Below are 25517 nucleotides of genomic sequence, written 5' to 3' on the forward strand. Positions count from 1 at the left end.
CGGACCGTTCGTGCACAGCCCAGCGGGCGATCCACAGATGACCCGCGCGGCTCCCGGTACCCGCCGGCCGTTCCTAGCGTCGCCTCGTGCGCACGCCACTGGACATGGACGCCGTCGGATCCCTGGGCCTCGACGCCCGGACGCCCGAGCAGCAGAGGAATGTGGCGGCCCAGTTGATGGCCTGGGCCGACGAACGGCACCCGGCGGACGCTGCTGACGTCACACCAGCATTTCTCCTGGCGGAGGCCGGGGAGATCCTGGAGATCGTCGGTGACCATTCCGCGGCGCTCGCCGCGTACCGGCGAGCAGCAGCTGCGGAGGGCGTGGTCGAGCCGGACGTGCGGTGCTTCCTGCACCGCGCGCTCGTATCGGTGGGCGACCTCCCGGCAGCCCGGCTGCTCGCCGACGAGGTCCGCCGGTCCGCGCCTGCGGACCTCGGCGTCTACGCGATGGTCGGCGAGACCTACGAGAAGTCCGGGGACCTCTCGGAGGCTCACCGCTGGCTCAACCTCGGGCTGCAGCAGTTCGGCCGGTCGGCCGGGGCCGGTACGGACGACCTGGCTCTCGACCTGCTCCTGCTCACCGTCGTCCGCCGCCGGATTCGCCGCGCCCTCGGCCTTCCGGCGGACGCTGCCCACCGCCTGGCCGAACTGACAGCACCTGGGCGGGGGAAGAACGATGGTTCCCGGTGAGCACGACGCAGGACCGGCGCCCGGCCGTGCCGCTCCGGTGCCCTCTGCGGGTGCCGCAGCGGCCCTATGCATGCGATTCGCATGTAGGTTTCGGCGGGTGAGCAAGATGCTGCAGGTCCGCCACGTACCGGACGCCGTGCACGCCGAGCTCTCCCGCCGCGCGGCGGCAGCCGGGGTGCCGCTGTCCGAGTACGTGCTGCGCGAGCTCGAGCGCGTGGCTGCCCGCCCGCCGGTCGAGGAGGTGCTCGCCCGCTCGGCCTCGCGGCGGCTGGACCTGTCCCTGGCCGACGTGGTGGACGCGGTCCGCGCCGAACGCCCGGACCGGTGATCGTCGTCGACGCGTCGGTCGTCGTGACCGGGCTGCTCGTGGCCGGTCCGGCGGGTGACGCGGCGCGGGAGGCGCTCAGGAGCGGGCCGCTGCACGCGCCGCACCTGCTGGACGTGGAGGCCACGTCCGCCGTCCGCCGCTGGGTCCTCTCCGGCCGGCTCCCCGACGAGCAGGCCCGGATGTCGCTCCAGGATCTCCGGGACCTCGCTGTCGACCGGCACGCACACGAGCCATTCCTCGACCGGGTGCTCGACCTCCGGGATGCCGTCAGCGCCTACGACGCCGTGTACGTCGCGCTGGCCGAACTGCTCGGCGCGTCGCTGGTCACCGCCGACCGCCGGTTGGCACGGGCACCCGGTATCCGGTGCCCGGTGTCGCTCCTGACGGCGTGACGGCCGCGCGACGGACTTCCGCTGGACCTGGTGGCGCCCGGTTGGCCTGCGCCGACGGCTGAGGCTGACCCTCGATCACCTTCCGCGGCAACTACCGGGCAGAGGCGCAGCCGTCGAGTCCATGGGTGCGTCGCTCATGTCCGCACAGTTCTCTCACGGCTGGGGCAGTCGGAAGGAGCACCGCGGACCGGGAGCAGCGGCGAGACGCCGGTCGAGGGTCCACAGCGGTGCATCGAGCGCCTCGGCCAGCGCGACGTAGGCGGCGTCGTACGCGGTGACGGCGGGGTGCAGTTCCCACACGCGGTCGGCCAGTGGTTCGAACGGGAAGCTCGTCAGCGGCAGCCCGACGAGGTCACGGTGGGCGAGCGCGCCGACGTCCGCACCGAGCCGGCCGGCGAGGACGGCCCGCCGGAGCACGTTCGATACCTCGACGTACACGTGCGACGGCGCCGCGAGGTCCTCAGCGCGCAGCCCGGCGCGCGCCCACGAGCCGTCCGGGCCCCCGTCGATCAGCGCGGCGACGACGGCGGACGCGTCGACCACGATGGTCACGCGCGGTCGGCGTCGCGCAGCTCGAGGATCGCGTCACCGGACAGCCGACTGCCGGTGGTGATCACGCGGTGCTGCACGCGGTCCCACAAGGCATCCGGGCTGGGGCGCCGCGCGAGCGCCACCAGTTCTGCACGCAGGTACTCCTGCAGCGACTGACCGGCTCGGGCCGCGCGAGCCGCGAGCTCGTCCCTCGCGTCATCGGGGACGCCCCGGATGGTCACGGATACGGGCATGCATGCACATTAGCAGCAGGCGCAGCACTATGGTGTCAGCAGAACCGTGGTCGAGCTCAGCTCACCAACAGGCGCCAGGTGGCGTAGCCGTCGTCGGCGGCGTCGCCGAGCCGGCGCCATTCGGCGGCGTCCGGATTCCCGAGCACCTGGTCGAGCCGCTGCAACCGCTTGCGGTCGCTGCCGGCGAACCGATCCGCTCTGCCAGCGGATCGGCGATCAGCCCGGCCAGGAAGGCGGCGTCCCCGCTGTGCCGTGCCCGGTCGCGGGTGTCAGTAGCCCAGGCGGCGGCCTTGAGCACCAGGGCGCCGAGCAGGTCCGGCACCGGGACCGGTGCCGTCCGCTGCCCCTTGGTCACGTGCACCGGCACCGCCCGCTGCAGGGCCTGGGTGCCGCCCTCGATGCGGATGGTGTCGCCACCGACCGTGCGCAGCCGCCGTCGTGGTGGTGTGTGTTCCGGCGCCAGGATGTCGGCCCGGGCCTGGTCGCTGGCCCGGACGAAGCGGCAGACCTTGCCGGCGGCGTCCGGCTGCGGCTCGAGGTCCAGCTCTCGCACCGCGCGCACGCAGCGCACGAGTCCGGCCTCGTCGGAGAGCAGATCGGCGAGGACGTCGACGTCCTGGCTGGCCCGCGTGGCCACCCGCCCGGCGAGCAGCCCGTGCAGCATCACCATCTGGCCGCCGACCAGCGCCCAGCCGGCTGGCGGCAGCTGCCCGGCGAGGTCGAGAACGAGGTCCCAGAGGGTGTCCAGCGGGCCGGCCAGCGCCGGCAGCTCGACATGCGCCTCCGCCCCGGCGTCGGTCACCGGGGAAGGTCACCCAGCGCGGCGGCGAGCAGGTCGAGACCGGCCCGCCGGGTACGCACGTCGGGCGACTCGGCGAGGTCGACGGCGACGACCGCGACCGGCATGTGGGCGCGACCGGTCAGCTGCAGCCCCTCGTAGCGGGGCACGCGCACGACCAGGTTGGCCTCCCCCCGCTCGGACAGGCCCAGCTCGCGGCGCAGCTGGTCCAGCACGCCCTGCGTGCAGTACACCTCCGCCGCAGCCTCGGCAGCGATGATGTCGGCGCCGACGGCAGCCGCCGCGGTCAGCCCGGAGGGGACGACGCCGTCGGCGTCGAGCAGCCGCTGCCGGTAGGCAGGCAGGACCCGCAGCTCGTGGCGCTCCGCACGGTCCCGGGCTGCGGCGACCAGCCGCTCGGCGTCGTAGCCCCGCAGCCGGGCCAGCAGCCGGGATCGGTCACCGGGCGGCAACCAGTCGACGTCCTCCCCGGAGAGCTGCCACAGCGCGGCCCACACCGTCCGCGGGGCCAGGGCACGCCCTGCCGTGATCGGCAGCCGCGCCCGACCCTCGACGGCATCCTCGTCGAGCACGAGAGTCCGACCAACCCTGCGCGCCACCAGCTTTCCGGCACGGATCAGCCGGCGGACCTGCTCAGGTTCGACGCCGAGACGCTCGGCGGCCTGGTCGACGGTCAGCATGCCGATCCCTTCACTGGCACAAACGGGCGTGTTACACGACCTGTTGTGCCAACGGCCTGGGCTGAGGCGTCCCGCGGCGCGCGGAAGACGACGACGGTTCGCACAGGCTGCGCCACCTTGCGGACCCGGGGACATGGACCCTCCAGGCCGGGAGCCGGGACTTCGGACCCTGAAGACGGGCCCTGACGACCTGCCGTCGACCGCCACGGCTACCTAGGGTCGACGGCACGTCGTCCTGACCACGGAGGAGCACGCATGCGCGCGGTGCAGTACCGGACCATTGGCGGCGAGCCCGAGGTGGTCGACGTCCCGACGCCGGAGCCGGGCCCGGGGCAGGTCCGGCTGCGGGTGACCGCCGCGGGGCTGTGCCACTCCGACGCGTTCGTCATGAGCCTGTCGGCCGAGCAGTACGTCTACGGCCTGCCGCTCACGCTCGGGCACGAGGGCGCGGGTGTCGTCGACGCACTGGGTGAGGGTGCCACCGGGGTCGAGGTCGGTGAGCCGGTGGCGGTCTACGGGCCGTGGGGATGCGGGCTGTGCCACGCCTGCGCCCAGGGTGCGGAGAACTACTGCCCGCGGGCCGCGGAGCTGGGCATCGCGCCGCCCGGGCTGGGCTCTCCCGGCGCGCTGGCCGAGTACATGATCGTCGACGACGTCCGGCACCTGGTGCCGCTCGGCGACCTCGACCCAGTGGCCACCGTGTCGCTGACCGACGCGGGGCTGACGCCGTACCACGCGATCGTCTCCAGCCTGCCGGCTCTGCCGGCCGGGAGCACGGCCGTGGTGATCGGCGCCCGCGGCCTCGGGCACGTGGGCATCCAGATCCTGCGGGCGATCACCGGCGCGACCGTGATCGCGCTGGACGTGTCCGAGGACAAGCTGAAGCTGGCCCGCGAGGTGGGGGCGCACCGCGCGCTGCCGTCGGACGAGTCGGCCGTAGCGGCGATCCGGGAGCTGACCCGCGGGGTGGGGGCCCAGGTGGTGTTCGACTTCGTCGGCGCCCCGCCGACCCTGGAGATCGCCCGGAAGTCGGTGGCGCTCGACGGCGTCGTCCAGATCGTCGGGATCGGCGGCGGGCTGCTGCCCACCGGCTTCTTCTCGACGCCGATGGGCGCGTCGGTGCGGGCGCCGTACTGGGGCACCCGGTCGGAGCTGATGGAGGTGCTCGACCTGGCGCGGGCCGGGGCGATCCACGTGGAGGTGGAGCGGTACTCGCTCGACCAGGCGCCGGAGGCGTACCGGAAGCTGCACGAGGGCACGATCCGCGGCCGCGCCGTCGTCGTCCCCGGGGAGTAACCGCTCGCCTCCCCCGGATCGGCGGCTGCCCGCTCAGCCGGTGGCGACCGCTCCGGAGTGGGGTACCAGCTCGACCCAGGTGGTCCCGGGCGCCAGGGTCACGGGATCGCCGTCCGCGTCGGCCAACTCCACCCGGTCACCGACGGCCGGCTTGGACCAGGTCGCCTCGACCGTGTGCCCGCCGGAGGCAACGAGGGCCCGCCCGCTGCCGGTCAGGATCGTCTCCGGCACGGGATTGCCGGCCGGATCGCGAGCTTCCGTCTGGACGACGTCGACGCGCAGGACGACGACGTTGGCGGCACCGATCCGCGCGCCGTCCGCCTCGACCGCCGGGGTGCTCCCCTCGGCACGCAGCCAGCGACCGTACGCGGCGCTCCAGCTCCACCGGGGACTGCTGATCCCCGACAGCGTGAGGTCGAGCGTGGTCGTCTGCTGCCCCGTGTCGACGGCGGTGGGCTGCTGGCCTGTCGTGGCGTGGTCGAACTGGGCACCGGGTGAGGCGCGGTGCGTGGCGTCGGCCTGGTCGAGGAGGGTCTGCGGCGCCGCGTGGACGTTGTGCGGCGCCGAGCGGGTCGTCGTCCGGAAGAACCCGTCGACGCCGGAGTCCTGCGTGAGCACCTGCAGTCCGGCGTCCTGAGCGGCGGTGACGTAGGCCGGCACGCCGCCGGAGAACGCGAGCAGCCCGCCGAGCGGTGCGGCGATCGCGGGATCCATCGGCCGGATCGACCGCACGGGGCCGATCTCGGGCGGCAGGGTGGAGTGGTAGACGGCGACGAACCGGGTGATGCCGCCCTCGACGACCTGCTCCCACACCATGTCGGCGGCGTTGAGCCCCGTCTGCGGGCGGGCGGCGACGGAGTTCTCAATCTTCACGGCGAGCGCCGGGCGGTCGGGGATCGTGTCGGCCGGCACGCCGGTCAGCGGCCAGGTGGGCCCGGACGGCGACGTGCCCGCGAGCACCGAGTCGAGGAACGGCAGGGCTGACACATGCGGCTTGACCGCCGGCCACACGACGACACCGGCGACCACCAGCACTGCGAACAGGAGGAGCCGGCCGGCGCGCCGGGGCCCCGAGCGCCGGCGACCTCTCGCCGCCTTCTGCCTCGCCGGCGCCGATCGCTTACCGGCGCCCTTCCTGGGCCGGGAGCGCTTGATGGACCCGCGGGCGGTCGTCGACCGGGAACGGGACCGTGGTGCGGTCGACCTGGGCACGGGGAGGCTTCCTGACTCGGCGACGTCGTACCTCTTGTCTATCGGCACGGTCGGACGGACCGACGTCCCCGGGCGGCGCCGGATCTACTCCGCCCGGTCGATGGAGGCGGACACGCACCGCTCGCACGAGCCCTCGGCGGCGACGAACGACTCGGGCGCGGTGGCCCGGCGACAGGTGCGGCACCAGCGGAAGGACCGGCGTCGCCGAGAGGCGATGTCCTCGGCGACCTGGCTGACGTACCAGGGGTCGTGCAGCAGTTCGTCCCGGGTGAACCGCACGCCGTCGGTGGTGAGTGGACCGGAACGGCGGTCACCCTCCGAGGCCTGCGGGCGGTCGAGCACGAACCACGGGCCCTGGACGCCGACCGCGAGCTGCGCCGGCTCACCGCTGACGAACCACCGCACGCCATCCGGCCCGTCCGCTGCGCCCTCCCGTCGCCATCCGGTACCGAGTGCTCGGACGAGGTCGGTGTGCTCGACGTCCAGCAGGCCGGCCAACTCGGCCGCGTCGGCGGTGGGGTCGGACTCACTCCCCCACTCCAGGTCGCAGCTGCGGCAGACGAAGGCTGGCTGCTCCTCCATCACCAGGCAGCCACCGAGTGCGACCCGCCCGTGCTCCGCCTGCTCGAAGATGTCGCCGCCCGGCAATCCGTAGACCACCGGGATCGAGTCTTCCCGCCCGCAGCCGGGGCACACCCGCCCCGCCTGCACACCGACCGATCCGCCCATGCCACTCCCTGGTCCGCGCCGTCCCCGTGACGGCAGGGGCGGACGATGACAGACGCCACCGACAGCGAGCGGCCGCCCGGGCAGAGTCCGCCGCAGTGCCACCCGTTCGGGCGACGGCACGTCCGCCCGGTCGCCGGCTGACCACCTCGGCCAGACTGCCGTCATGGAGTTCGAGGCCTTCTACCTGCCGCTGGGCGACAACCGCTTCGCGCCCACCCGGGCCACGGAGAGCCCGTGGGACCACAGTGCCCAGCACGGCGGACCGCCGTCCGCGCTGCTGGCCCACCTCGCCGCGGACGCCGCCCGGGTGACCGGAGCAGGTTCCCGCCCGGCGCGGATCAGCGTCGACTTCTTCGGCGCCATCCCCCGCCGAGAGCTCACCGTCGAGGTTTCGCCCGTCCGCCCGGGGCGTCGAATCGACCTGACCGAGGCCGTGATGACCGTGGAGGGCCGCACCGTCGCCGTCGCCCGCGTGTGGTCGCTCGCCGTCGGACCCACCCCGCCGGTGGTCACCGAGCTCAGCCCGCCACCCGCCGTCCCCGACTCCTCGCCCGAGGTGCTGTTCGGCCTGCCCGACTGGGGCTTCGGGCAGGCCCTGGAGTGGCGCTACACCGCCGGGTCGCCGCAGGAGCCGGGGCCGGCCGACGTCTGGACCCGGGTGCGCGTCCCACTGGTCGCCGGCCTGCCGCTCACGGGTCTCGACCGCGCGCTCATCGCCGCCGACGCCGCCAACGGCATCTCGGTGGAGCTGCCCATCGACAGCTGGTGGTCCATCCCGCCGGGCATGACCACGCACCTGACCCGCGAGCCGGACGGCGAGTGGGTGCACCTGGCCTGCCGCACGCAGATCGCCGCCGACGGCATCGGGCTGTGCCACGGCGAGCTGTCGGACGAGCGCGGCTCGATCGGCGAGGTCGCCCAGCCGCTGCTCGTGCAGGCCCGCTGACGGAGTCACGAGCCTCGTCCGGCGTCGCACGCACGCGCGGCACCGCCGTCGGCAAGGATGCCTGAGTGACCCCGCGCATGCACCGCTCCCACCGCGTGGCCGGCGCGCTCGTCGGCTCGGCCGTCGGCGACGCCCTCGGTGCACCGTTCGAGTTCGGACCGCCGGGTCGGTTCTCGGCCCGCTTCCCTTCCCCGCCCGTGGCGCGAAGACGGAGATGTGCGGCGGTGGCTCGCTGGGCTGGGAGCCGGGCGAGTTCACCGACGACACCCAGATGGCGCTGCTCGTAGCGACGTCGCTGGTCGAGCGTGGCGGGCTCGACGAGGCCGATGTCTTCGACCGGTTCCGCGCGTGGGCGGCCGCCGGGCCGCCGGACATCGGCAACCAGACCCGCGCCGTCCTCGGCTCCGGCCGGCCGTGGGACGTCGCCGCGGCCGAGCACTTCGCCCGCTCCGGGCACGCGGCCGGCAACGGCTCGCTCATGCGGACGACGCCCGCCGCCATCCGGTCCTCCCGGGAGGGGCGCCAGGCGACCATGGACGCCGCCCGGCGCATCTCGGCGCTGACCCACGACGACCCGTCGGCGGGCGAGGGCTGCGCGATCTTCCACGAGCTGATGCGGGTGGCGCTGGACGGGGGGGACCCGCTGACGGCGATCCCGGCCGCGCTGGAGGCGGTGCCGCCCGAGCACCGTGAGCGGTGGGCGGCGGTGCTGGCGCCGGACTGGACGCCGGACCAGGCCACCGAGTCGAACGGCGCGGTGTGGCCGACACTCGGCCAGGCGGTGTGGGCACTGCGGAACGGATGCGACTTCGCCGAGGTGCTGCGGCTGGGCATCGACCTGGGTGGCGACACCGACACGGTGGCGTGCGTCGCCGGCGGACTGGCGGGTGCGGTGTATGGGATGGGCGGCATCCCGAGCCGGTGGGCGTCGGTGGTGCACGGCCGGGTGCCCGGCCACGGCGACAAGGTCTGGCGACTGTCCGACCTACAGCAGCTGGCGGCCGCTCTGGACGGCGGGGTGCAGCAGAACTACGACCCGGGCGTGATCCCGCGGATCGGCCCGACCGAGGTCCTGCCTGGCATCTGGGCCGGCAACCTGGACGGTGCCCGGTACAGCGACGAGGACTTCGCCGTCATCTCGCTGTGCCGGCTCGATGAGCCGTTCCCGCACCCGGTGCACCGGATGGCCTACATCGCCGATAACGACCACAACGCCGACCTCGACGTCATGCTCGCCGACGTCCTGGACGACATGAAGGCGCTGCGCGACGAGGGACACCGGCTGCTGGTGCACTGCCACGGCGGCGCCTCGCGCACCGGGCTGGTGCTGCGCGGCTGGCTGGTGCGCGAGAAGGGGATGTCGGTTGAGGACGCCACGGCGCACGTCGCCGAGCGCTGGCCGCACCTGGGCCTCTGGAACGACAGCTTCACCGAGGCACTGAACCGCTTCGCCACGGGCGGCGCAGCGATGTAACTGGAAGGGGCAGTACGACCTTCTTTGGCGCGGGCGCGGTCATGGCGGCGGCGACCGTCGTCGCCGCGGCGGACCACGCGGTGCCGCGCCCCCCTCCGCCGGCGCGGGCCTTGAGCATGACGGCGCCGGTCTGTGCCAGCAGGCTGGCGACACCTCGACGTCCACCCCGGCCACCACGCCCGCCAGCACGGGGATGCCGGCTTCTCCGCGCGCACCTTGTCACCGAGGGACACAGGACGGAGGCGCTCGGTCCAAGGAAGACGAGCGGAATCCAGCGTTTCCGGCCGGCGTCCTCGCCCGCCTCGGCAAGCTCGGAGCGCTCCGAGAGGAATCCGTAGCCGGGGCGGAGCAGGTCACAGCAGGTGGCGGTGGCCGCTGTTGCGCGCGCGACGGTGTCCAGGGAGGCGGCCGACGCAGTGCCGAGGAGGGTGTGGCGTTCGTCGGCGGCAGCCAGGTGCGAGGCGTCCGACTCGTCGGCGCCTGCCATGGCCGCGCTGACCATGCCCTCGGCCGCCGCGGCGCGGGCGATGCGTTCGGCGACGTCTCCGCCGTTGGCGATCAGTAGCGGTGAGAGTCGTCCACCGCGCGTGCTTGCACGGCTTGGCCGCTTGCCCGTGGCGGCGGTCACGCATGGCCGGACGCATCGTCGCCGTCCGGTGCGCCGCCGTCCCACACCTCACCCGCTGCAGCAAAGGCGTGGCCGTGGGAGGTAGTGCTGGCAGTCAAGTCATCGTGCGGTTGTCCGCGTTGAGGCAGCACCAGAGGACGGGCGTCGGACCCCCACAAACACCCTGCTGGTCCTCCTGACCCCCGGACGGCTAGCCACCCCGGCAAGTACCCCGGATACGCTCACATCCGGTCAGAAACCGCGCCACGCAGCAGGATGCTGAACGCCGCAGGGGGTCCGCATAGAAGATGGGCTCGTGAAGGACGAGCAATCTCACGACATCGGGGACATCGCCCTTGCCGCATCGCGCCCAGCTCCGGACATGGACATCGCGCACGAGGTCTCCGAGGTCATCGCCCACATGCTCGGCGACGGCCGCTCGGTCATCGACCCGGCCACGACGATCTGGACGGCAGAGACGGCCGAGGACCTTCGGCGCAGGATCGGGGACAACCCCATCCTCGGCAAAGGCGCAGGGCAGTGGGAGAAACTCGACCAGCAACTGGAAGGCGCATCGCGTGCCGTCGTGCTGCTTGCAGCAGAGCTCGTCTTCCTGCGCGAGCATCCCCTGCGCTCCGCCTTGCCAGAGACCCGCAAAGCGCATGTCGAACGGGTACTCGAGCACTGCGACTCCCCCGTGGCGATCCCCGCATCGATGGAGGAGTGGCTCGCCCGTCCCGCCGGTACTGCGGGATTTGAGCCAGGCAGCTGGTACAACGGCGCCCTGTGGCGGCACGTCATCTGGGCCGCGACATTCGTGCGCACATGGAACGAACTGCCCGAAAGCGCTCGGGACGCCGCCCGGCGCGACCCATGGGAACTGCAGCGAGCCATGCTCGCCGCTGGCGACGACCGCTCAGATATCCGCAACGCGCTGCAGTTCCTCGCCCGCCCCGAAACGTTCGAGCCCATCTCGTCGACCGGCATGAAGTTGCGAATCCGAGCAGCCCTCGCGGACCGGATCGACGGCGAGACCGGCAACAGCCCAGAATCGATCGACCGAGATCTTCTCGCGATCCGCGCCACCTTGGCCAAGGAGATCGACAGTCCGTTCCACTTCTGGTCCCCTGGTGTGCGCGAGCTGTGGGACGCCCCCGGCGCCGACACGGGTGCGGCCGGGGACGACAAGACCGGTTCGGACGAGCCCCGGCCTCGCCACTACTGGCTCTACTCTCCGGGGCCACAGGCATCTGAATGGAACGAGTTCTCGACCAACCGCATCATGGCCATCGGGTGGGACGAGCTCGGCGACCTCGCCGGCTACCAGAACCGGGAGTCGATCCGCCAGGCCCTCACCGTCGAGGGCTCCGGCGGATCTATGAGAAACGACGTGCTGGGCCTCTGGGAGTTCCAGAACGAGATGGCGATCGGCGACGTCGTCTACGCCAAGCGCGGCAGGCGGGAGATCGTCGGCCGCGGAGAGATCACCTCCGACGCACGATTTGAGCCAGACCGCGACCAGTACCGTCACGTTCGCTCGGTCCAGTGGACCCACACCGGCGCGTGGGAGCATCCGGGAGACGCGCCGACGAAGACACTCACCGACGTCACGTCGTACCGGGATTACGTCGAGAAGCTCGAGGCCCTTTTCGCCGACGACGAGGCCGCTGAGGTGACCGACGAGCTGGTGACGCCGGCACCGGTCTACGACCAGGCCGCCTTCCTCGAGGAGGTCTACCTCGCTGAGGTCGACTACGACAGGTTGAAGGCCCTCGTGCTGCGAAAGAAGAACGTCATCCTCGCCGGCCCTCCCGGCGTCGGCAAGACGTACGCTGCCAAACGCCTCGCCTACTCGATCATGGGCGCAAAGGATCCAAGCCGAGTTCAGATGGTCCAATTCCATCAGAGCTATTCGTACGAGGACTTCATGATGGGCTACCGCCCCACGGAGTCCGGCGGGTTCACACTCACCGAAGGCCCGTTCTACCGGTTCTGCGAGCAGGCGCGGAAGGACGACGCCGACCGGCCGTACTTCTTCATCGTCGACGAGATCAATCGCGGCAACATCTCCAAGATATTCGGCGAGCTACTCATGCTGATCGAGGCGGACAAGCGCGGCCAGGATCTGAGGCTCCTCTACAAGAACGAAACCTTCTCCGTCCCGGCGAACGTCCACATCATCGGCATGATGAACACGGCTGACCGCAGCCTCGCCGTTCTGGACTACGCATTGCGCCGACGCTTCGGCTTCTTCGAGATGACTCCGGGTTTCGACTCGACCGGATTCATCCACTGGCAGCAGTCGGCCGACAGCCCCAGCCTCGACCGCCTCGTCTCCGTCGTCATCAACCTGAACAAGGCCATCGCCGCCGACCCCGCGCTCGGTGGAGGATTCGCCATCGGACACAGCTTCCTCTGCCGACCCGCGGATGGCGATGCCGACGACGCGTGGCTGTACTCCGTCGTCGAGGATGAACTCGTTCCACTGCTCGACGAGTATTGGTTCGACGAACCACAGACTGCTGCGGACTGGGCGACCAAACTACGCGATGCCGTCGCATGATCGACCGGACGATCGCCATCCATAACGTTTACGTGATGCTGGCGTACGCGTTCAGGGCAATTCGAAGCCCAGGCACCGGCCGGATCGCCACCGAGCGGTTCGACCACCTCCACGACCTGCTCGCGGAGGTCCTCGTCCGCGGCGCCGGAACACAGGTCAAGCGCGGGCTCCACCACGACTACCTCCACCGGAGCGACGAGCTCACCACGGTTCGCGGACGTATCGATGTCGCCCGCTCCGTCGCAGCCCGCTCAACAACCCGCGGGCGGCTTGTGTGCGCCTTCGACGATTACGAGCCCGACACGCCGCACAACCAGGCACTGAAGTCCGTCATCGTGCTCCTCATCCGCCACGGCACGGTCACGCCGCAGCGGAAGACCGCACTTCGCCGGCTCCTTCCCTACCTCGATGCCGTGACACTCGTCGCGCCGACGTCGATCCGCTGGGACAGGCTCACCTACCACCGCGCCAATTCTTCCTACCGGCTTCTGCTTGGTGTCTGCGAACTCGTCGTCCGCGGGCTCCTGCCCACAGAGGAGGCCGGATCCACCAAGCTCGCGTCGTGGTTCGCAGACGACACCATGAGCAGTCTCTACGAACGGTTCCTGCGGGAGTACTTCGCCTTTCATCACCCCGACTTCTCCCCTGGGGCGTCCACCGTCGCCTGGGATCTCGACGAGCCGAGCGTCGTCGGCAGGCAACAACTGCCCGTGATGCGCACCGACGTGATGCTCCGACGGGGGAAGCGCACCCTGATCATCGACGCGAAGTACTACGGGAGCTCCATGCAGGTCACCCCGTGGGGAAAGGCGACCGTCCATTCCGCGAACCTGTACCAGATACTGGCCTACGTCAAAAATGAGGACGTGAACCGCGACGGCTCCGTCGGCGGCATGCTTCTTTACGCCCGGACTGACGCGGCGGAGCAGCCCAACGTCGATGTCGTGGTCCAGGGCAACCGGATAGGCGCACGGACTCTCGATCTCAACCGACCCTGGAGAGAACTCGCCGCACAACTCGAGGACGCCTGCAGCTGGCTCGACGCCTGACGCTCGGCCATGACAAAGGAACCAACGCTCGGGACATCTTCAGTCGCCGGAATGCAGACCCAGCACTCTCGAGGCTTGCTCAGCGCTACGAGCACTCGCAGGGGTCCGGCACCCGAGTCGCGACGCGCTACAGCTGGGCGCTTACTCGCTACGGAAATCAGGACCGAGCTCAGGCGTGTCGGATCTGGCTCGCGGAAGGCCTTCGTCGCCGGCGAACAGAAGCTGTCCCGCTGGATGTCCGAGCACGCCTACGTGAGCTTCCTTCCGCACGAGCGTCCGTGAGAACTCGAGGATCAGCTGATTGAGCTGCTGGACCTGCCATTGAACCTGGACGGCAACAAGCACAACGCCCTTCATGCGCACCTCACTGAAGTCCGCAAGCTGGCGGTGACCGCAGCCAACTTGCTTCCGGTCGTCGCGAATCCGGGAGTCGGCGGTCGCTGAGCGAGTGGTCGTGGACGGAGCTTGGCTTCGCGTCGCATCGCACAGTAGCGCAAGTGTCCGATTACTTTCTGCCCATGACGGACGTGCGACCCGGGCTGTACGAACACCTGCTCACCGACCGGATGAGCAAGGACCTTGCCGGGACGACGCCCGACCTCGTTCAGCTTGGTGGGCTTGACCCAGCGGACGCGCACGAGACCCTGACTCGCCACATCACGCAGCTCGCCAGTCGCGCTCTGCGGGCAGCCGGTGGCAGCGACGCAGCGGCCATCCGTCGCCAGGTCGAACTGACCAACCGGATGATCGCCGCAATCGGTGAGCTCGCACCCGATGCGACAGACATGGACGATGCGGTCGCGGATCCGGCCCGCACCCTATTGGCAATCGCTCCGCCGAGCGTCGTCCCGGGACCATCGAAATTTCCTGAACGCCCCGCCGTCCCCCTGTCGTTGAGCGCGCTGCTGGTGAACGGTCGCGGTCAGCCGCGCATCGGCTCCGAAGTGACGCGCGAGCTGGCGTCCGCCAACGACGTCGACCTGCTCTGCGCCTTCATCAAGTGGCAGGGCCTCCGCGTCCTGGAGAAGGCGCTACTCGGCCTCCGCAAGCGTGGCGGTCGGATGCGTGTCATTACGACGACCTACATGGGAGCTACCGACCAGCGCGCCCTCGACCGCCTCGTCGAGTTGGGCGCCGACGTCAAGATTTCCTACGAGACGCGAACGACGCGACTCCACGCCAAGGCATGGCTGTTTCGCCGGGCGACCGGGATGTCGACAGCGTACGTCGGCTCATCGAACATGTCGCGGACGGCGCTAACAGACGGCCTGGAGTGGAACGTTCGTCTCTCGAGCGTCGAGCAGGCACACCTCCTGGAGACCTTCGCCGAAACGTTCGACAGCTACTGGGCTGACCCGTCGTTCGCGGCGTACGAGCCGGCGCGGGACGGCGACCGGCTCCGCGAGGCACTCAGCGCCGAGCGCGGAGGTCCCTCCGATCTGCCCATTGAGATCACCTCGCTCGACGTTCGGCCGTATGGCTACCAGCGAGAAATCCTCGACGAGCTTCAGGCCCAACGGACCATTCACAACCGATGGCGCAACCTCGTCGTGATGGCAACCGGTACGGGGAAGACCGTGGTGTCGGCCCTCGACTACAAGCGTTTGCGGAATGCGGGAACCGTCGACCGGATCCTCTTCATCGCGCACCGGGAGGAGCTGCTGGTTCAAAGCCTGTCCACGTTCCGGCACGTGCTCAGACAGGGCGACTTCGGCGAGCTCTATGTCGGCGGTGCGCGTCCGCGCGAGTGGCGCCACGTGTTCGGGTCCGTTCAGTCCTTGACTCAGCTAGACCTCGCCGAGCTGGACCCTGCGCACTTCGACCTCGTGGTCGTAGACGAGTTTCACCACGCGATGGCCGCCACATACCGCCGGCTCCTTGAGCACCTCACGCCCAAGGTGCTGGTGGGTCTGACCGCCACTCCCGAGCGGACTGACGGCGCCGACGTCCGGGAGTGGTTCGACGGCCGCACAGCGGTGGAGTTGCGGCTCTGGGAAGCGCTGGAGCAGGGACTGCTGGCACCGTTCCAGTACTTCGGCCTTCACGACAACGTGGCTCTTGACCAGGTCCGCTGGAAGCGCGGCCGCGGCTACGACATCACCGAACTCACCAACGTCTACACCGGTGACGACCACCGCGTGCGGCTCATCCTTCAGGCGGTGCACGACAAGGTGGAGAGCCCCGGCAGCATGCGCGCCCTGGGGTTCTGCGTGAGCATCCAGCACGCCGAGTTCATGGCCCAGCGCTTCAGCGCATCTGGCATCCCCAGCCAGGCAATCACCTCGCAAACCCCGCGAGAAGAGCGCGCAGCTGCGTTGGCCGCCCTGCGGGATCGCACGGTCAACGTGCTCTTCACGGTCGACCTCTTCAATGAGGGCCTCGACATCCCGGCTGTCGACACAGTGCTCTTTCTCCGACCGACGGAGAGCGCCACGGTGTTTCTGCAGCAGTTGGGACGAGGCCTGCGACTGGCCGAGGACAAGGCATGCCTCACCGTCCTGGACTTCATCGGTGCTCAGCACAAGGAGTTCCGTTTCGACCTGCGCTTCCGGGCACTGACCGGCAGCTCACGTCGCGGACTACAGCGAGACGTCCAGCAAGGATTTCCAACCTTGCCGGCCGGCTGCCACATCGAGCTCGACCGGGTCGCTCAGCAGATCGTGCTGGACAACATCAGGCAGTCGCTGAACGTCTCGTGGAAGGGACTGACCGCCGAGGCGCGCAGCCTTGAGCGGCCGACGATGGCCGAGTTCCTTGACGAAGCTGGCATCGAGCTTGAGGACCTGTACCGAGGCAACGGCCGGAGCTGGCTGGATCTGAAACGAGCGGCCGGCTGGGACGTCAGCCCGATGGGTCCGGACGACGACGCGCTGGGGGCCGCTCTTGGCCGCATGCTGCACGTGGACGACCTTGAGCGTCTGCGGTTCTTTCACGCTGTAACGGAATCCGCCGACCTCGCAGACACAGACCGGGTGCGTCGCCTCGCGGCGATGCTGCACTTCTCCCTCTTCGACGCTCGGACACCCTTCAGCAGCATGGAGGCCAGCCTCGCCCGGCTCCTGGCGAACCGAGGTCGAACGGCAGAACTGCGCGAGCTCAGCGGGGTCCTCCATGACCGCATCCATCGCGTCGCGCCAGCCCTGGAGATTGCGGGCCCACGTCCGCTGCATGTTCACGCTAGATATAGCCGCAATGAAGCGCTGGCGGCCTTCGGAATGGAGAACCTCAACGGCACGTTCGGCTCGGGAGTGCGCTGGGTGCCGGGCGACCAGGCCGACGTCTTCTTCGTGACGCTGGTGAAGTCAGAGGCGCACTTCTCCCCCACAACGATGTATGCGGACCACGCCATCTCACCGAACGTGTTCCAGTGGGAGTCTCAGAGCACGACGGCTGAGAGTTCCCCGACCGGCCAGCGCTACATCAAGCACTGCGAGTTGGGCTCGTCGGTGCACCTCTTCGTCCGCGAGACGAAGACGGCTGACGGAACGCTCGGCACGCCCCCGTACTTGTACGCCGGCCCGATGTCTTACCTCTCCCACACCGGCGAACGTCCGATGCGCATCCTCTGGCAGTTGGAGCATGCTCTTCCCGCTGATGTGTTTCACGCTGCAAAGATTGCCTAAGGGCGACCCCCTGATGTCAGCGGTCACTCCTTAGCCCCTGGCCGTCTTGACGGCCAGGGGTGGCGTTGACGTAGAGGCCGTCTGCTGCACCGGCACGTGAGGCGTCTCGGACGCCGTTGCAGCTGCCCCCTCGGAGATCGCCGCAGCGAGACGCCTGAACCAATCGAGGTGACGCAGCAACGTGGCGAGTGCCGACTCGGAGACAGTTAGGTCAATGTGGGACCCCCGGCGCGTCGACACCTTCGCGATAGGGATGTTCACGCCAGGCACCGCAGTTAGGGGCGGTGGAACTGATCCCGCAGCTCAACCTCGGTGCCCAGGTCCAGCAGGCGCACGTCTGACCTGGAAGGCTTTCCGGATGCTCGGCGGAGTTTCACGGCGATAGCACGGTCGAACGAGTCGTAGGTCTGGCGCACACGGCGCGGCCGCGTCTCTGTAGAGCACCGCCCGATCACGAGGCCAGGCCCCGGGCATCGACAACCGACGAGGAGGCCTGTAGCCGGCGCCACGCAGACTCGTCCCATGGCGTGTAGGGCAGCTATCCCGACACGATGACCTTGCTCGAACGACCACGACTCGCTCGCCTGTCACGCAGCCGCCGCCACGCCGAGCTGGCCAGCTCGACCTCCTGGCGGGTGAAACCCAGCGCGTCGATTAACAGTGTTTGGTCGACCAGCTCGACCGCCTCAGCTGTACGACCGTCCCGCAGCAATTCGTCCACCTTCGTTGCCAGTGCCTCGTCGACCAGGGCCGGGCTCGGGATGGGAATGTGCTCCGCTTCGGAGGGCTCCAGCTCAAGAATGCCGCCGCCGTAACTGCGCCCCACCACTTCTGCCGACGCGCAGGTAACGCTGTTCAGCGAAGCAACGGCTAGCTGCGTGGCTGTGGCATCGGTCCTGCGGAGGGTCACTCGGTGCACGGTGTCCGTGCTGGTCGCATCTGTGAGGTTTGCGAAGATCCGTGGATACCTGTGGATCTGTCGGAGCATGAAGCCGTCAGGAGAACTGGTGGACGGAACGCGCCACCAATCACGGCGAATCCGGCACTTGTAGCCAAGGTGCACCTCCTCGGCTTCACCCTCCTCGACGTGCCGACGGAGGCCGGCGTGGGTCTCGGGGGACACGTCGGAGGGCACGTCCAGCAGTCGCGTCCTCGCGGCTGTGATGGCCTGCTCATTGAGGTCCGCGGGGGTGAATGCCACCCCGGTCAGCTGTGCGCTGCGGGACACGAGACCCTTGGTGAGATCGGCCAGGTCCAGAGCAGCAGCGTCGCCCGCGGTCATCGTGAAAAAGCTATTCCTGCCCGTCACGACGCCCACGTCAACAGAGGCCCAGGCGCCCACGGTGGTCAGCCGGGCGTCCTCCCGCATGCTCCGCAGCCCAGCGACCTCGTCCGCGGCCAGGTAATACTTCGTCCACTTCTCGCCATCATGCAACGGCGCGACCACTGCCGGAACCGCGCTCAGGTTCAGGTCGCCCAGTTCGGCCGCATCGTCGATCTCCACGCCCCGCATCACGGCAGGGCCTTCTCCGCGCGTCGCCAGCAGGAGCACAACCTCCTGCAAAATGCCCGGAAAAACGAGCTTCCGAAAGGAGATCAGCGTGATCTCTGCGCAGTTGTCGACAAGGTAGGCCCGCAAGGCCTTCGCATAGCCGACCTGGAGCAGCTCCGCCGGCAGCACGAGCCCAACACGACCGCCCTCTCTCACAGCAACCATGGACGCGGCGACGAACGGCATCCAGGCATTCATCAGCTTCGTAGTTGGCAGCCCAAGTTCGCGCATGAACCGGAGGGCTCGCTCACGCTCGACCTGCGACCAGTTGCCGAAACGGATATACGGCGGATTGCCGGCAACACCGTCGTGACGACCGTGTTGGGCCGCATCAAACCAGCGAAAGAAATCGTCCTGGATCACACTCCCACCGTGCTCAGCAGCACGGCGAGCCTCAGCCGCCTCGAGCTCGATACCGAGCACGTCAGCCGATCCTGCCTTGGCGACCAGGTGCCGCAGGATCGCGCCGTCGCCCGCCGCCGGCTCCAGCAGCCGAGTCCCGGCGCCCGCCACCCAGGCAGCCACGGCGCGAGCGATCGCGTCGGGGGTGTAGTAGCCGCCTCGGAGCTTGTCGACGTCCGGCGCGATCTTGCTGGTGAAACGAGGCATGCGATGAGTATCCGTGGCGGCACCGACAAGTCGCTGCCACCGGCCGGTGCGTGTCATGCCCGGCGCCGCTACCTCACCGTGTTCTGCTTCCTGCGTGGGATTCATCCGCCTGGACAAGGAAGCTGCACGACTCGAGCTTGCGAAGCTGGTGGAGCAGTACGACAGTCAGCGCGCTGCCCTCGAAGCCCCCGGGTCCACCTACCCGGAGGCCCAGGCAAGGCTCGACTACATCGACAAGATGCTGCGAATCCTCGGCTGGGACGTGAACAACGACGAGGGAGTTCCGCACTCGCTCCGGGACGTCGTCGTTGAGCAGACCCTCTCGGAAGAAGGCAGCGCCGGAAGGCCCGACTACCGGCTTCGCGTGAACGGGCGAGACCGCCTTCCTTGGGAGGCGAAGAAGCCGTCCGTCCGGCTGTCGAACAGCCGGGAATCAGCCCACCAGACCCGCACGTACGGCTTCACCTTGCAGCTACCCGCGGCCGTGCTCACGAACTTCTCCGAGCTCGTCATCTTCGACACGAAGAACGAGCCGGACGAGTCGCAGGCTACCGACTACGCCGTAATCCCCAGATGCCACTTCGCGTACACGGACTATGTGTCACGCTTCGACGACCTGTGGGAGCGCCTGTCGTATGAGTCCGTTGCAAGCGAAGCCTTCTACAGCGTGTACGACTATGCGGAGCCCCTACGCGGCACTTCCGCCTTCGACCAGAGCTTTCTCAAGCACTTCCGGCACTGGCGTCAGCAGCTTGCTCAGGCCATCTCCCTGGAAGATCCTGCACTGGCCGCTGCAGAGGTCGGCCGCCGGACGCAGCGACTGCTAAACGCCATGCTGTTCCTCCGCGTGTGCGAGGACCGCAACATCAAGAAGTACGAGGACCTGCGAAAGTCCTCCGAGGCCGGCGAGCTTTCGAACGAGTTCAAGCGAGCAGACGAGATTTTCAACGCCGGACTCTTCCGGGCGCTGGACTCCGTCCGGATCGATGCGGACGTGCTCGGCTCGGTCGTTCGGGACCTTTACTGGCCGCGCAGCAAGTTCGCCTTCGGTCTCTTGGAGCCCGACACCCTCGCCGCCCTTTACGAGCAGTCTCTGGCCGAGCGCGTCGAGATCGATGAAGAACGGGCCGTGACCTTGGTACCCAAGCCGGAGCTGGCGCACGCAGGAGGCGTCGTCCCCACGCCCGCGGACGTAGTTGACAAGCTCCTCGACCTGGCCCTCGGCCAGCACCTCGTCGTAGGTCAGCCCGTTCCCGCAGACCTGACAGTCGCTGATCCGGCCAGCGGCAGTGGTGTATTCCTCGTGGCCGCGTTGGAGCGCTTAATCCGCCATGAGGAGGCCGCCACGGGTCCTCTCGACCTCGTTGGCCGCGGGCGATTGGCGCGGGAGCACATCTTCGGCGTCGACATCGACGGCGAAGCTGTCGAGGTGGCGCGGCTCAGCCTGCTGCTCGTCGTGCTGGGCGAGGACCTGGTGGACATCGCCACCGCGCAGGCTGTGCTTCCTAGCCTCGACCACAACCTGCAGGTCGGTAACGCCCTCGTCGGCTACGACTTCGACCAGATCGTCCCCGACGCGGCCGCCGAGCCCGAGGTGTGGGCGGCCGTCGCACCGTTCGACTGGGCCCTCGCATTTCCGGAGACGCAGGCGGCCGGTGGCTTTACCTGCCTGATCGGCAACCCGCCCTATATTCGAATTCAGGTCCTCGCCGCACACATGCCGCAGCAGCTGGAGTACTTCCAAGACGCCCGTTCCGGCTACGTGTCCGCACAGTCGCACAACTTCGACGTGTACATGCTCTTCCTCGAGCGGTCTCTTCGTCTCATCAAGCCGGAGGGCAGTCTGGCCTTCGTCGTCAAGCACGGCTTCACGTCGTCGGCGGCAGGTGGGCGGTTGCGCGGCGTTCTCGGGAAGAAGCTGCGGAAACTTGTGCACTTTGGGGTCGAGCAGCTCTTCCCTGGCCGCCTGACCTACACCTGCTTCGTCGTCGCGAGCGGCACGGACGAGACCTCGGATTTAACAGTTTCGTTGGTCTCGAACGCTGCCGCATACCTCAACGGAGATTCGGAGGCCGCGTCCGAGGTCTCACTCGTGCGTGCCGACCTGGGGGAAGCCGTCTGGCCCATCGCCGGGGCCGAGCAAGCCACGATGTTCACAACGATGGAGGCCGCCGCCATCGCAAGGCTTGGTGACGAGAACTGGGTGGACATTTTCGTGGGAGTGCAGACCTCCGCGGACCCTCTCTTCCTGCTCCGCGTCGCTGCTGACGATCCGGCAAGCAACCACGTGGAAATCCTCGACGATGAAGGCGAGCTTTGGTCGATCGAGCGGGGCATGCTGCGCCCCGCCATCCGAGACGTAGCCCTCATGCCGTACGGCGACCAGCCCGACGGCGACTACGTCGCCATCTTCCCGTACGAAGTGGAACAACCGCACCCCGGCCAGAAGCGCGGAAAGGCCACCCCGTTCGACCTGCAGACCATGCAGCACAGGTTCCCCAAGGCGCTCGAGTACCTACGCGCCAAGGAAGGCCGACTGCGCGCGCGGGCCGCGACACTGGACGAGGCATTTTGGGCCTACGGCCGGAATCAGAGTTTGTGGAAGATGGACGGCCCCAAAATCGTCAACCGCACCATGTCCGTGGCTGGAAAGGCTCAGTACGTGCCGGACCGGCGCGATCACGTCGTGCCCGGCGGTGGGAGTGGTCCGTACACGCTGCTCCGACCCACGCCACAGTGTCCGATCTCGATGGAGGTCGTCATAGCACTGCTGTCTCATCCGGCCGTCGACGCCTACGTGGCCGCCCGCGCTCGCGCCTTCCAGGGCGGGTATGTCGTGCACTCCAAGGCCACCCTACAGGGCGTCCCGGTCCCAGCCCTGTCCAGCGAGGCTGTGGACGAGTTGGAGCGGAACACCAGGCAGTTGCAGGAGTTCGAGCGCCGGCTCCGCGAGGAGAACGACAGCGTCCTCCGGGGTTCCCTCGTCCAGCGCCGGGAGATTCTGGCCCTCAAGAACCGATCGATCATCACCGAGGCGTATGGCCTCACGGACGGCCAGGTACAGACGACTGTCGGATAGACACTCGGATCACGGTCCGAGGGTCGAGCATCGCGAGCGGCGAGAGCCGGCGGTGCGAGAAGCGGTTTCGCAGGCCCTTGAGAAGAGAGGCCGCTTCACCGCCCCGGTGCTTGACGAAGCCCTAACGGACGCGAAAGCGCGAGGACGCGATGGGCCGAGTGACAGACCTGCGTCGCTCCGGTCCCGTGGCGTGGGGCCCGGCAAGAACGCCCCGTGGACCGCTCGAGGGGGGCAGGGCCTGTCCCCGGCTCCCCGCCGCGCTCTGCCGGCTCCTGGCATCCGAGACGGTGAGGAGGTTCAGGTCGCACACCACCGCCTGCGCGCCTCCAACCGCGGGCCACCAAAAGGTGCTGAAGTTCCGACGTGGATACGGCTGCTCGTAGGCTGCTCGCGCGCCAGTTCGAATCGCACCGAATCGGTGACCGGACGCCAAGCGCTGCCATGCTCGCGTGGTTCTTGACGCACGTCGAGCGCCTTGATGCCGAAGAAGTGCCACAAGCGATATGTGATGGCAGTGGCGACAAGGGCATCGACGCCCTGACAGTCAACGATGAGCTGAGCGAGATCACTGTCTACCAAAGCAAGAGGATGGAGAGCCCAACCAAGACCCAGGGCGACAATGATCTTAAGAACCTAATGGGGGCTGCTCGCTACTTCGACTCCTCGGCAAGCGTCGATGGATTACTTGCAAGCAAGCCAAACCCTGAGCTTCGCCGCCTTCTTATCAGGCACGACATCTCAAATAAAGTTGGGAAGGGCTACCGTGTTCGACGCTTAGTCTTTGTCACGAACGCTGAACTTGATGCCGCCGGGGCCAGCCTAACGGAAGCCATGGTTGGCCAGGACCCTACTCTGGATGTATGGCATGGCGGGCGATTGGCAGCAGTGGCCGCGCGGGTCGAGCGGGCCGACTTACGCGCCGAGGTCGTTACTCTACGGGCGGCAACGAGACCTCTACTGGACGACTTGGATGGCCAGGCGCGCTTGGCGGTGGCGTTGGTCCCGGCGACCGAGCTCGTGAAACTACCCGGCATCGACGATATGACGTTGTTTAGCAGGAACGTGCGCCTGTCTGCCGGCAATACCCGGATCAATAGAGAGCTTGCAAAAACCGTCACTGACGCCAGCGAACACGATCTGTTCCCAGCGTCTCACAATGGTATAACCATTCTCACTCTAGGGCTCCAAGTGCGCGCCACGAGGCTGCAGTTGTCGGGAGTAACAGTCGTGAACGGCTGCCAGTCGCTACTCGCCCTTCATCGGGCGCGGAACGTCATTACGCCGAGCCTGAAACTCTTGGTGAAAGTGATTCAGCTTCCCGAGGCGGATAGTCGTCTGAGTGACGTAATAACATACCGCGCGAACAACCAGAACGCGGTGAATATTAGAGACCAGCGTTCAACAGATTCAATTCAGCTGGATCTACAACGCCAAGTGTCAGCGACGTACGGGGCCGCCTTCGCCTACACGATCAAGGTTGGAGAGAAGATAACAGCGGACCGCTCATTGGATAATACGCATGCCGCACAGCTGATCATGGCGGCCTATCGGCAACGGCCCGCAGCTGCCGTGAGGAAAGTGCGCCTATTTGATCAGGATTACCATGACGTCTTTGCAGCAGACATCAGTGCGCCGAAGCTCTACCTGCTGAAGCTCTTAAGCGAGGCGGCGGACACGGCCCGCGACGACCTCCACGGGGAGCTGCGATCTTCGTTCTCCTCGGTTCGATTTGTAGTCGTGGCGTTGGTTGCCGAACTGTTGCGCCTAACGCCCGGCGGGACACGCTTACTCGAGGCCCCCGAGGAGTGGTTGCCCCACAAGACGCAGGAGGTGCTCAGCTTCCTGACCGATCGCGCCCGGGACGTTGCTATGAACATCAACGACTACGTTCGTGATGCGGTCGAGGCGGCAGCAGGTGACGGTAGTGACTTTGATGCGAAAACTGTCTTCATGAGTAATACTGGCATTGCACCTCTCCGGCGAGAGATCATTACGGTCTCGCGGAGAATGAACAATCGGGACCCTGGCTACCTATTCGAATTGACACCTGAATAGCGCACAGTTGATCGGGCTCCATGCCTGCCGTCGCCCTCGAGGCGTACGGTCAAGCAGGCGAGCGGGTTCCTATTGGCGCAGCCTGGGTATCAAACTTCGGGGCGCTAACGCAGCCGCCCTTCGACATCGCGCCATAGACACTGGCGCATGGCCATATTGCTCTCCCAGGAGCGCAAATGACACCAGCGCCCCCGAAGATGAGACATGCGTTTGGTCGGCCTAGCCCGATGTAGCGTCTGTGGGCTAACCCGTCGTGCTACGCCGCATCGACCACATCTGCGCCGGGCGCTCGGACTGCATCGCGAAGTCCACGGCCACCGCGCCGTTGACGACCTCCTTGCGGAGGTTGCCCACTGCCACCCGCCCCAGCTCCGGGTGCGCCGCCCACCCTCCCTGCCAGCTCCAGCACCCGATCCTCGACTGCGGCCTCGTCAACTGACTCCCAGGCCAGCCTGAGCTCGACCGCCTTGTTGCCGTTGATCTCCTCGACGAAGAGCGCCATCGCGGCCGCCGCCTCGCGGCCGATCAGCCGCGAGAGGATCACGAAGTGCCCGCGACCCGGGTGCATCCCGCGCTTGAGGAACCCGCACAGCCGCCGGCGTCGCGCGCCACGATCCGCAGGTCCGTCGCGAGCAGCATGTCTATGCCGGCGCCCACCGCCGAGCCGCGCACCGCCGCCACCGTCGGCACGCGCACCTGACCCAGCCGTTAGAAGGAGTCGTAGATCCTGCCCATGCCCTTGTAGGCGTCGGGCGCGGCCGGGTCCTTGCCGGCCGAGGTCAGCGTCGCGGTGTCGCCAACGGCGCAGAACGACTTCCCGACCGCCCGAATCACCAGCGCGACGACCTCCGGCTTGGCGTCCACCTCGTCGAACGTCGCGATCAGCTCATCGGCCATTGCCGGCGTCAGCGCGTTGCGCCGGTCCGGGGCTTTCAGCGTCACTGTGGCGACGCCGACCTCCACCTCGAGCAGCACCTCGCCGGATCCGGCCAGGAGTCCACCTTCCTACCGATCCGACCAGCCCCGACGCCGGCCACGGCCCCAGTG

19 protein-coding genes and 2 pseudogenes are annotated in these 25517 nt (G+C 68.4%); 12 read left to right on the forward strand and 9 right to left on the reverse strand.

Translation table 11 applies throughout. The features are described 5' to 3' along the window. The first annotated feature begins 86 nt into the window (after positions 1-86). From ABDB74_RS13755 to ABDB74_RS13765, 3 genes are all read left to right on the forward strand, one after another. Positions 87-692: a hypothetical protein gene (locus ABDB74_RS13755; protein ID WP_346619227.1), complete on the forward strand. Its 606-nt coding sequence runs from the start codon at positions 87-89 to the stop codon at positions 690-692. Between the two features lie 97 nt (positions 693-789). Continuing rightward, positions 790-1020 carry a hypothetical protein gene (locus ABDB74_RS13760; RefSeq protein ID WP_407062125.1) on the forward strand — a complete coding sequence of 77 codons (231 nt, stop codon included), beginning with the start codon at positions 790-792 and terminating at the stop codon, positions 1018-1020. After that, positions 1017-1412 carry a type II toxin-antitoxin system VapC family toxin gene (locus tag ABDB74_RS13765; protein WP_346619229.1) on the forward strand — a complete coding sequence of 132 codons (396 nt, stop codon included), beginning with the start codon at positions 1017-1019 and terminating at the stop codon, positions 1410-1412. Before ABDB74_RS13760 ends, ABDB74_RS13765 begins: the two co-directional genes overlap by 4 nt. 153 nt (positions 1413-1565) lie before the next feature. Here the strand turns inward: ABDB74_RS13765 and ABDB74_RS13770 are convergent, their stop codons facing one another. From ABDB74_RS13770 to ABDB74_RS13785, 4 genes are all read right to left on the reverse strand, one after another. After that, entirely contained in the window at positions 1566-1964 is a 399-nt protein-coding gene (locus tag ABDB74_RS13770) for a type II toxin-antitoxin system VapC family toxin (RefSeq protein ID WP_346619231.1), read from the reverse strand. After that, entirely contained in the window at positions 1961-2197 is a 237-nt protein-coding gene (locus tag ABDB74_RS13775) for a FitA-like ribbon-helix-helix domain-containing protein (protein WP_346619233.1), read from the reverse strand. Before ABDB74_RS13775 ends, ABDB74_RS13770 begins: the two co-directional genes overlap by 4 nt. 61 nt (positions 2198-2258) lie before the next feature. Next, the gene (locus ABDB74_RS13780) at positions 2259-2999 is read right to left on the reverse strand and encodes a hypothetical protein (protein ID WP_346619235.1); all 741 of its coding nucleotides are present in this window, start codon (positions 2997-2999) and stop codon (positions 2259-2261) included. After that, complete coding sequence (locus tag ABDB74_RS13785) at positions 2996-3676, reverse strand: helix-turn-helix domain-containing protein (RefSeq protein WP_346619236.1); 681 nt, start codon at positions 3674-3676, stop codon at positions 2996-2998. Before ABDB74_RS13785 ends, ABDB74_RS13780 begins: the two co-directional genes overlap by 4 nt. A 255-nt stretch (positions 3677-3931) precedes the next feature. On the opposite strand from ABDB74_RS13785, the gene ABDB74_RS13790 reads away from it, so the two are divergent. Then, positions 3932-4972 carry an NAD(P)-dependent alcohol dehydrogenase gene (locus tag ABDB74_RS13790; RefSeq protein WP_346619237.1) on the forward strand — a complete coding sequence of 347 codons (1041 nt, stop codon included), beginning with the start codon at positions 3932-3934 and terminating at the stop codon, positions 4970-4972. Positions 4973-5005: 33 nt separating this feature from the next. On the opposite strand, the gene ABDB74_RS13795 is transcribed toward ABDB74_RS13790, so the two are convergent. Next, the gene (locus ABDB74_RS13795) at positions 5006-6007 is read right to left on the reverse strand and encodes a DUF3048 domain-containing protein (protein WP_346619238.1); all 1002 of its coding nucleotides are present in this window, start codon (positions 6005-6007) and stop codon (positions 5006-5008) included. A gap of 261 nt (positions 6008-6268) precedes the next feature. Further along, the gene (locus ABDB74_RS13800; protein WP_346619239.1) at positions 6269-6913 is read right to left on the reverse strand and encodes a hypothetical protein; all 645 of its coding nucleotides are present in this window, start codon (positions 6911-6913) and stop codon (positions 6269-6271) included. A gap of 163 nt (positions 6914-7076) precedes the next feature. On the opposite strand from ABDB74_RS13800, the gene ABDB74_RS13805 reads away from it, so the two are divergent. The 3 genes and pseudogenes from ABDB74_RS13805 to ABDB74_RS13815 all read left to right on the forward strand — a co-directional run bounded on the left by ABDB74_RS13805 (position 7077) and on the right by ABDB74_RS13815 (position 9333). Continuing rightward, positions 7077-7859 (forward strand): thioesterase family protein, encoded by a 783-nt coding sequence (locus ABDB74_RS13805; RefSeq protein ID WP_346619240.1) that lies wholly within the window; start codon positions 7077-7079, stop codon positions 7857-7859. A 77-nt stretch (positions 7860-7936) separates the two neighbouring features. Further along, positions 7937-8721, forward strand: a pseudogene (locus ABDB74_RS13810) (ADP-ribosylglycohydrolase family protein); the annotation flags it as partial. A gap of 366 nt (positions 8722-9087) precedes the next feature. Next, on the forward strand, positions 9088-9333 hold the full coding sequence (locus ABDB74_RS13815) for a protein-tyrosine phosphatase family protein (protein WP_346623890.1): 246 nt from the start codon (positions 9088-9090) through the stop codon (positions 9331-9333). Here ABDB74_RS13815 and ABDB74_RS13820 read toward each other — a convergent pair. Beyond that, positions 9287-9961, reverse strand: a complete 675-nt coding sequence (locus ABDB74_RS13820) for a biotin carboxylase N-terminal domain-containing protein (RefSeq protein WP_346619242.1) — start codon at positions 9959-9961, stop codon at positions 9287-9289. The two genes, ABDB74_RS13815 and ABDB74_RS13820, sit on opposite strands and share 47 nt — an antisense overlap. 295 nt (positions 9962-10256) lie before the next feature. Between ABDB74_RS13820 and ABDB74_RS13825 the strand changes: the two genes are divergently transcribed. The 3 genes from ABDB74_RS13825 to ABDB74_RS13835 all read left to right on the forward strand — a co-directional run bounded on the left by ABDB74_RS13825 (position 10257) and on the right by ABDB74_RS13835 (position 17175). Continuing rightward, positions 10257-12503 carry an AAA family ATPase gene (locus tag ABDB74_RS13825; protein WP_346619243.1) on the forward strand — a complete coding sequence of 749 codons (2247 nt, stop codon included), beginning with the start codon at positions 10257-10259 and terminating at the stop codon, positions 12501-12503. Continuing rightward, entirely contained in the window at positions 12500-13552 is a 1053-nt protein-coding gene (gene mcrC, locus ABDB74_RS13830; RefSeq protein WP_346619244.1) for a 5-methylcytosine-specific restriction endonuclease system specificity protein McrC, read from the forward strand. Before ABDB74_RS13825 ends, mcrC begins: the two co-directional genes overlap by 4 nt. Before the next feature lie 518 nt (positions 13553-14070). Further along, positions 14071-17175, forward strand: coding sequence for a DUF3427 domain-containing protein (locus ABDB74_RS13835; protein WP_346619245.1), 3105 nt, complete (start codon positions 14071-14073; stop codon positions 17173-17175). A 538-nt stretch (positions 17176-17713) separates the two neighbouring features. Here ABDB74_RS13835 and ABDB74_RS13840 read toward each other — a convergent pair. Continuing rightward, positions 17714-19336, reverse strand: coding sequence for an N-6 DNA methylase (locus ABDB74_RS13840; RefSeq protein ID WP_346619246.1), 1623 nt, complete (start codon positions 19334-19336; stop codon positions 17714-17716). A gap of 94 nt (positions 19337-19430) precedes the next feature. Here ABDB74_RS13840 and ABDB74_RS13845 point away from each other — a divergent pair, with 94 nt between their 5' ends. Both ABDB74_RS13845 and ABDB74_RS13850 read left to right on the forward strand, forming a co-directional pair. Beyond that, the gene (locus ABDB74_RS13845) at positions 19431-22415 is read left to right on the forward strand and encodes an Eco57I restriction-modification methylase domain-containing protein (protein WP_346619247.1); all 2985 of its coding nucleotides are present in this window, start codon (positions 19431-19433) and stop codon (positions 22413-22415) included. A gap of 456 nt (positions 22416-22871) precedes the next feature. Next, positions 22872-24470 (forward strand): AIPR family protein, encoded by a 1599-nt coding sequence (locus tag ABDB74_RS13850; protein ID WP_346619248.1) that lies wholly within the window; start codon positions 22872-22874, stop codon positions 24468-24470. Positions 24471-25010: 540 nt separating this feature from the next. Here ABDB74_RS13850 and ABDB74_RS13855 read toward each other — a convergent pair. After that, positions 25011-25445: pseudogene (locus ABDB74_RS13855) on the reverse strand (enoyl-CoA hydratase/isomerase family protein). Positions 25446-25517 lie beyond the last annotated feature (72 nt).

It is taken from the genome of Blastococcus sp. HT6-4 (assembly GCF_039679125.1).
Classification (GTDB): Bacteria; Actinomycetota; Actinomycetes; order Mycobacteriales; family Geodermatophilaceae; genus Blastococcus; species Blastococcus montanus.